At 42.8% G+C, this 6301-nt stretch carries 5 protein-coding genes; 1 reads left to right on the top strand and 4 read right to left on the bottom strand.

Features of this window, described 5'->3' with window-relative positions; translation table 11 throughout:
• Nucleotides 1-276: 276 nt before the first annotated feature.
• Genes VGE44_RS02435 through xylA form a run of 3 tightly spaced genes read right to left on the bottom strand, consistent with a single transcriptional unit; the run spans nt 277 to nt 2935 of the window.
• Nucleotides 277-1194: a cysteine synthase family protein gene (locus tag VGE44_RS02435; protein WP_331076171.1), complete on the bottom strand. Its 918-nt coding sequence runs from the start codon at nt 1192-1194 to the stop codon at nt 277-279.
• A 40-nt stretch (nt 1195-1234) separates the two neighbouring features.
• Nucleotides 1235-1585 (bottom strand): DHCW motif cupin fold protein, encoded by a 351-nt coding sequence (locus tag VGE44_RS02430; protein WP_331076170.1) that lies wholly within the window; start codon nt 1583-1585, stop codon nt 1235-1237.
• A gap of 18 nt (nt 1586-1603) precedes the next feature.
• A complete protein-coding gene (gene xylA, locus VGE44_RS02425; RefSeq protein WP_331076169.1) occupies nt 1604-2935 on the bottom strand; it encodes a xylose isomerase in 1332 nt (443 codons plus the stop codon).
• Nucleotides 2936-3102: 167 nt separating this feature from the next.
• On the opposite strand from xylA, the gene VGE44_RS02420 reads away from it, so the two are divergent.
• Nucleotides 3103-4302: an acetylxylan esterase gene (locus VGE44_RS02420; protein WP_331076168.1), complete on the top strand. Its 1200-nt coding sequence runs from the start codon at nt 3103-3105 to the stop codon at nt 4300-4302.
• Nucleotides 4303-4836: 534 nt separating this feature from the next.
• On the opposite strand, the gene VGE44_RS02415 is transcribed toward VGE44_RS02420, so the two are convergent.
• A partial coding sequence (locus tag VGE44_RS02415; RefSeq protein WP_331076167.1) for a xylulokinase occupies nt 4837-6301 on the bottom strand: 1465 nt, incomplete at its 5' end.

Genomic DNA, 6301 nt, shown 5'->3' with positions numbered 1-6301 from the left:
GATTGGTGCCAGGATGATGGGTGGTGGTTTTGGGGGTTGTACGATCAATCTGGTAAAGGCAGAAGCTGCAAATGATCTCATAAAAAAAGTTACCGATGCTTACTTATCAGAAACAGGAACTGAAATGCTGGTTTATGAGGTAGAAATCGAAGATGGGACGGAGTTAATTGATAATTGACAGTTGACAATTAAGTACAGCTGTTCGACATGTTCCGAAGGGCATGTCGAATATACAGGTAATCCGGATTTGCTATCCGGCATTATAGAATTACCAATTTAATCACTGTATTTATACCCCGAATCACAAAGCACAGTTACAATATTCAATGGTTTTGCCTGTGCCTTCAAATACTTTTGGGAAGCAATTACATTCGCAGCAGCTGAATAACCGACATACAAACCCTGCTCTGAGGATAATCTCTTTTTCATATCCATCACTTCCTCATCACTAACTGTAATAAAATCATCCGCCAATGCTTCATCCCAATGCGGCGGGATTAATCCGTAGGCAGTGCCCTGAATGATATGCTTTGGATTATCGACTTTTCCTGTTTTCAGGATTGCGGACTTTTCGGGTTCTACAGCAATGCATTTGACGCCTGGATTGACCGATTTAAGATATTTCGAAGTCCCGATGAATGTACCACCACTACCAACAGATGCAATAAACACATCAGTTTCAGGCAAATCCCGGAGAATTTCCGGTCCGGTATGATTAAAATGTGCCTTAATGCAAGATGGATTATAGAACTGATCTGCATAGAATGCATTCTTGTTTTGAGCCATATCTTTTGCAACATCGACAGCCAGGGCAATATCTGCTCCGGTAACCATTCCCGGGCTTCCGTCGACCTGTTTGGTAAGGATAAGCTCTGCGCCAAAAGCGCTCAGGATTTTTCTGCGTTGGGGACTGTTTCCTTCCGACATCACCGCTACAAATGGATTGCCAAAATGCCTGCATACCAAGGCCAGTCCGGCACCCATATTCCCGCTGGTCATTTCCACAACCGTTTGCCCTTTTTTCAAACTGCCATTCTGATAGGCATCCAGAATAATCTGATAAGCCGCCCGGTCTTTGACACTTCCACCCGGCTGTAAATGCTCTGCCTTGGCATAGACCTTTCCGGACAAAGCAGCGCTGATCTTGTCGAGGAAGATCAATGGGGTGTTATGAATGAGGTTTAGGGTGCTCAAGGTTTATCTGACATATTTTAAAACCGGGGAATCATCTACGCTACAACAAATTAAGCTTCAAAAAATCCCCATCCACGATAAGCAGTTTAACGCCATTTTCAGTCACAGAACGATGCGAACTCAGTTCATCTGATACCACATAAGTACCGCCCTTCTCAAGTTTCAACTGCTCACCACTTTTTAGCTCAGAGACAAACTCTCCCTCCAGGCAATGCACAATATGTCCCTTCTGACACCAATGGTCTGCCAGATAACCCTTTGAATACTCAACTAAGCGAATCCGAAGTCCGGGAAACTGAATGGTCTGCCAATAAGCTATTCCACTTTCACCTTTATGTTCGGTTTTTTCAATGGCCGACCAATCTATGGTTTGGAAAGGGATGTTGCTCATATTAGTACCCCAAACCTCTTAAATATACCTGTTCACTAAATTCTCCAAATACTCCTGCTTCCCACTCTTCACTTCAGGCTCTCCCATTTCAACTGCCAGGTTTCTCAGATCTTCCAGACTCAGCTTTCCTGTTTCAAAATCTTTACCTTTACCCGAATCAAAAGAGGCATAACGATCCTGGCGGATCTTTTTATAATCAGAGTGCTTCAAAATATTATCAGCCGCAATCAGGGCACGGGCGAAGGTGTCCATACCACCAATATGAGCATAAAATAAATCGGCAGGATCGGTTGAATTTCTACGGATCTTGGCGTCAAAATTGATACCTCCGCCACCGAAACCTCCGGCTTCAATGATTACGAGCATCGCTTCAGTCAGTTCATTAATATTATTCGGAAACTGGTCGGTATCCCAGCCATTCTGATAATCACCCCGGTTTGCATCGATTGATCCAAGTAGGCCTGCATCGGCACTCACCTGCAATTCATGCTGAAAGGTATGTCCGGCAAGCGTGGCATGATTCACTTCAATATTCAGTTTAAAATCATCCATCAGATCATATTGACGCAGGAAACTGATCACAGTAGCAGCATCGTAATCATACTGATGTTTACTTGGCTCACAGGGCTTTGGTTCTATGAAGAAAGTACCTTTAAATCCATTTTTACGCGCATAATCCCTTGCCATGTGCAGGAACTTTGCAAGATGCTCCTGTTCACGTTTCATATCAGTATTCAGCAGACTCATATATCCTTCACGGCCGCCCCAGAATACATAATTCTCACCATTAAGGGCAATCGTAGCATCCAGAGCTGCCTTTACCTGCGCTCCGGCATGGGCCAGGACATGAAAATCTGGGTTGGTTGAGGCTCCGTTCATATAACGGCGATGTGAAAACAGATTGGCTGTTCCCCATAGCAATTTCACTCCACTGGCCTTTTGTTTTTCTTTCGCGTAAGCAGCAATCGTCTGCAGGCGGCGCTCATTTTCTAAAACATCATTGCCATAATCTACGACATCAACATCATGAAAACAGTAATATGGCAGGTTCATTTTGGTAATAAACTCAAAGGCCGCATCCATTTTATCTTTTGCACGTTCAACCGCATCACTTTTTGCATCCCATGCGAAAATATGGGTCGGCTCTCCGAAAGGATCTGATCCATTTCCAACAAATGAATGCCAATAGGCACAGGCAAAACGTAAAGTTTCCTTCATAGTTTTACCGGCGATGATTCTGTCCTCGTCGTACCAGCGAAATGCTAATGGATTATTGGATTCAGGCCCCTCATATTGTATCTGGCCTATGCCTTTGAAAAATTCTTTATCTCCTGTTGTGATGTTTGCCATTCTGAAATTTTTATGTTTTCGAATTTATAGAATTAAATAATAATTAGTGAAAAACTGAGGGGCTAATCTTTTGCAGTTCAAAACGGTAATTCAGGAAGTCCCCGTTAACTGACAAAAACCTATATTTATAATCAAAATTATTATTCCGGAATTGTAAATAACACCCCATGAAAGCCTATCTCTTAACCTGCCTTAGCCTGATCATTTGTATTCAGCTTCATGCCCAAAATCATGAAGAATCGAATTATGAAGAATCCAAAGTGCCTGCCTATACCCTTCCGGATGTTCTTAAATCAAGTGATAATAAAACGATAAAAAACAAAAAGGCCTGGGAAAAGATTAGAAGACCTGAAGTACTGACTTTGTTCGAAGATAATATTTATGGACAGGTACCTAAGTCTTTTGAAGATATCCGGTTTTCAGTCCTTAGTGAGGATAAAAGCAGCATGAATGGTAAAGCACACCGCAAGGATGTTTTGATTGAAGTGTCTAACCAAAATAAAAGTGTCAGGATCAACCTTGTTCTTTTTACTCCAAATAAGGCAATAAAGCCAAGCCCTGCATTTTTACTTATCAATAATCGCGGCAAAGAAAATACAGACCCTAGCAGAAAAATAATAAGCGAATTTTGGCCCGCAGAATTGGTAATTGATGCAGGTTATGCCATTGCAGCTTTCCATGTAAGCGATCTCGCACCGGATAATAAAGCCGAATTCATGAATGGGGTTATGCAATTATATCCAGAACAATTGAGTGCGGATAATGGAATGCGTGCGATCGGTGCCTGGGGATGGGGTGCGAGCCGGGTGATGGATTATTTTGTAACCGATCCGCAAATTAATGCAAAAAAGGTAGCCCTTACCGGGCATTCGCGGGGAGGAAAAGCATCCCTCTGGGCAGCTGCGCAGGATCAGCGTTTTGCAATCTGTATTACTAACTGCTCAGGAAGTACAGGAGCAGCACTTGCCCGCCGACAATTTGGAGAACGCGTGAGAAGGATCAATACCTCATTCCCACATTGGTTTAACACAAATTATAAAAAATTTAATGATCATGAAGAGCTTTTGCCTGTTGACCAGCACATGCTGATCTCCCTGATCGCACCCAGACCGGTTTATGCTACTAATGCTTCTGAAGATCTCTGGGCTGATCCTAAGGGCACTTTCTTATCCCTCAAAAACGCTGAAGATGTTTATGGTTTGTATGGTTTAAAATCGAAGTTACCGGAGGTTCCTCCGGGCTTAAATTATCCTGTAATTGAATCGCCTTTGGCCTATCATAACCGGGAAGGAAAACATGATATGACTGTTTATGACTGGAAGCAGTTTATTAGGTTTGCGGATTATCATTTTGGGAGAGGGAAATAGGATCGGCTTTGAGCTGAGTTCCTATGTATAGTTAGAAAGCGCATCACGGCCTGCCATTATCCTTCTCTGCCTCAGGCGGAGAAGGATCTCTGAACTAAAGCAATGAATTAATTTTAAGTACATGCCCTTTGGGAACAGAGCCCTGCCTGTAAAGCAGATTATACTAACATTTTGATATTGATCTACTCTCTATTTTCAACCCGATAGCTATCAGATCTCAACTATCCCAACAGGGCAATTTTTCATTGAAGATTTGGTAGTTCTGGTCTTTTTTATTATATTGTTTTTAGATCAGTCCGGAGTTTTTCAAACGATTTTCCTGCAAGCCTTATACCGACCTTATAGGGACCTTATACCGACCTTATACCGATACAGAGAGTGTTGGACAAGGGTTAACATACAATTGACATTATTCCAACACAGTGAGGGGCATTAGATTAGCTTACACAAACCAAAGGTACAGGCCAGCCTAAAAGGGAGATAGAATCCTGATTTTCCTTGTGTGCCTGGATGACTGAGTATTAGGATGCAAGCCTACAAATGCCCCAACAGCAATTCCTTCCATTCCTGGTAAATCGCTTCGTATTCTTCTGATTTTTGAGGTTCGATATTACGGAGTGGTTTCAAATTTGAAAATGCATTGTCAGTACTAAACACTCCAACTCCAATTCCGGCACCAATTGCTGCTCCAATACTGCCTTCATTGCTATACAATTCTACCGGAACCCCGCAAGCATTCACAAATGCTTCAATAAAAAGTTCACTTGAAAACATATTCGCCTTACCGGCGCGGATGAGTGTGGGATTCATGCCATTCTCACGCATAATGTCAAGTCCGTAACGAAAAGCAAAGGCGATACCCTCCTGTACAGCCCTGAAAATATGTGCCCTGGTATGCAGATTGAGGTCAATATTATGGAAGTGGGCACCGATATTCTTATTGTTAAGCATACGCTCTGCTCCGTTTCCAAAAGGCAATATCCTCAATCCATTACTCCCAATCCTGACTGCTGAAGCTTCAGCATTCATCGTATCATAAACGATATCAGGTGCAATTACATCCCTGGTCCAGCGATTCAGAATTCCGGTTCCATTGATACAAAGCAATACCCCGATTCGCTTTTGTTCTTCCGAAAAATTAACATGAGCGAAGCTGTTAATCCGTGATTCTTTATCGAAAGTCAGCTGATCAGACACCCCATAGATCACCCCTGAGGTACCACCATTGGCTGCAACCTCGCCTGGTTTTAAAACATTCAGCGAAAGAGCATTATTGGGCTGGTCTCCTGCTTTATAACTTACTGGAATACCCGGTACTAATGAAAGTGTGGCAGCAATTTCAGCGCTCAGTCTGCCATGATCAGAAAATACAGGCTGGATCTCCGGGAAAATATCCTCAGGGAAGCCAAAATGATTCAAGACTTCCTTTGAAAGCTCATTCCTCCCAAAATCCCAGAATACACCTTCCGAAAGTGATGAAACGCTGATATTGATCTCCCCGCTAAGCTTCATCCCGATAAAATCTCCGGGAAGCATCACTTTGTAAATCTTTTCGAAAATTTCAGGCTCATTTTGCTTCACCCAGGCCAGCTTCGACGCTGTAAAATTCCCGGGCGAGTTAAGCAGATTAATCAGGCATTTTTCTTCACCAATCGCCTGAAATGCTTTATTACCAATCTCAACTGCCCTGCTGTCGCACCAGATAATTGAATTCCTGAGTACCTTTTGATCTTTATCAACCAATACCAGTCCGTGCATCTGATAGGCGATTCCTATTGCTCCTACAGCTTTGGGATCGTACTTTCCTGAAGCATTTGCTTTAACAATTGCCTGCTGGACATTTTCCCACCATATTTCCGGCGATTGCTCTGCCCATCCGGGATGTTCAGCAATAATCGCTGTTTCAGTTTCCGGATATTGAACCGTACAGAGGCATTCCTTAGTCTGAGAATCAATAACAGATACTTTGATTGATGAAGTGCCGAGGTCGATACCGAGT

Source organism: Daejeonella sp. (assembly GCF_036405355.1).
Lineage (GTDB): Bacteria > Bacteroidota > Bacteroidia > Sphingobacteriales > Sphingobacteriaceae > Daejeonella.
The sequence above is the reverse complement of the archived record's forward strand: the minus strand, read 5'-3'. Positions and strand labels throughout refer to the sequence as shown.